Source organism: Microbacterium sp. 13-71-7, from assembly GCF_002257455.1.
In the GTDB taxonomy this organism is placed as follows: Bacteria; Actinomycetota; Actinomycetes; order Actinomycetales; family Microbacteriaceae; genus Microbacterium.
Window position 1 is genome coordinate 1 of record NZ_NCKN01000391.1, and the last position, 1904, is coordinate 1904.

The following is a 1904-nucleotide window of genomic DNA, read 5'->3' on the forward strand; positions in this document are numbered from 1 at the left end:
TGCGGGTCGCCGCGTCGATGAGCGTTCCGGCGAGCAGGTCGGCCGGACCGGACAGCACGATCTCGGAGAGGTCGAGCGCGGCGACGATGGGCGCGATGGCGACGCCGAGCCGGGTTCCGGCCTCGCGCAGCACCTGCTCCTCCGACGCCGGGTCCTCGGCGATGCGCGCCCGCAGCCGCGACGCGCTCAGCCAGGCCTCGAGGCACCCGTCCTTGCCGCACGCGCAGCGCGGCCCACCGTCGGTGCCGACGACGACGTGGCCGATCTCGCCGGCCGCGAAGCGGCTGCCCACGAGCGGCTGGCTGTCGGAGATGAGCCCCGCACCCACGCCGCGGCCGATCTTGATGAGCAGCATGTCGGGTCGCGCCTGGCCGAACGTGTACTCGGCGAGCACCGCGGCGTTCGCATCGTTGCGCACCAGCACGGGGAGGTCGAGCGCTGCGCCGAGCAGGCGCTCCAGGGGGAAGTCGACCCAGTCGAGGTTGGGCGAGTTCAGCACCATCCCGTCGGGGCGGACGATCCCCGGGGCGCCGACGCCGATGCCGAGCACCGGCGCGGTGGACAGCCCGACGAGCTCCTCCGCGAGCGAGCGCACGGCCTCGTAGGCGGCCGTGCCGCCGTTCGGCCGAGGCACCTCGCGGCGCTCGAGGACCACGCCGTCCAGGCTGATGAGCGCGCCCTCGAACACGCCGGGGCCGGACAGGTCGAGACCGACGATGCGGTGACCCTCGCGATCGATGTCGATGAGGATGGGAGGCTTGCCCGGACCCGTCGTCTCGCGGATGCCCTTCTCGACGACGATGCCGTCGTGGATGAACTCGCCGACGAGGTCGGAGATCGTCACGCGGGTGAGGCCGGTCTCCCGGGAGAGGTCGGCACGGCTCATCGCCCCCGAGTGGTACAGCGTCTGCAGCACCAGCGCGCGGTTGTGACCGCGGGCGTGCTCGGGGAGCACCTTCGTGCTCGTGCGCAGCTTGCGCGCCGACCCGAAGCGATGCGGACTGGAGTCGCCGCTCTCCGCATTCATCGGGCGATGCCGCTCATCCGTGGGACCATGTTTGTTAGTACACCTTACGAACAGGGTGAAAATCAAGCCCGGTCACGCGCGGCGGGACCCGGGTTTACCCAAACGTTACCGGATCCGGGCCGACGCCCCGCATGTTTCTCTCGCGCGGCGCCCGACGACGGACGCCCCCGACCGCGGATCCGGCGCACCTCCGCCCATCCATGTGCTTCCGTTGCCGTTTTGTGATATGGCATCCCGTATCCTTGAAAGACTGACAACGCTCAAGGGCAAGGGGGGTGTGCACGTGACGGATCTGGCAACGGCAGCGGGGGCTCCGACAGAGGAGAACTCGATCGTCGACGGCACGGACGCGACCACGGAGGCCGCGACCGGCGACGGCGCGGGCGACCGCCACGCGGAGTGGGCTCCCTCCGAGGACGCCCCGCGCAAGAAGCGCCACATCGGACGATGGGTCGGCATCGGCCTCGGCGTGCTGGTGCTGGGGCTCGGCGCGGCGTCGACGATCCTCATCGCCCCCGGCACCGCGATCGCCGGCGTGCAGGTCGGCGGCATGACCCCCGGCGCCGCCGCGGAGGCCGTCAGCAACCACCTCAACGCCATGCAGGTGACCCTGACGGGCGAGGGCGGCGGCAAGCACGTCACCGGATCCGACCTCGGCGCGCACATCGACGCGACGAAGCTCGCCGACAAGGCCTTCGCCGACCATCCGATGTGGAACATCACCAGCTGGATGTCGGCCCCGATCGCCGGCACCATCACCCTCGACGACCGCGCCGCCGAGCACGCGCTGCGCGCGCAGGTCCCCACGGTCTATCAGGACGCCACCGACGCGACGGTCGCGTTCCAGGGCACCGGCTACGCGGCGACGCCCGCGAAG

At 71.5% G+C, this 1904-nt stretch carries 1 protein-coding gene and 1 pseudogene; one reads left to right on the plus strand and one right to left on the minus strand.

Annotated features, from left to right (window positions below):
• A partial coding sequence (locus tag B7X32_RS20655; RefSeq protein WP_292724058.1) for an ROK family transcriptional regulator occupies window positions 1-1027 on the minus strand: 1027 nt, incomplete at its 3' end.
• Between the two features lie 283 nt (window positions 1028-1310).
• Between B7X32_RS20655 and B7X32_RS20660 the strand changes: the two are divergent.
• A pseudogene (locus tag B7X32_RS20660) lies at window positions 1311-1904 on the plus strand (murein L,D-transpeptidase); the annotation flags it as partial.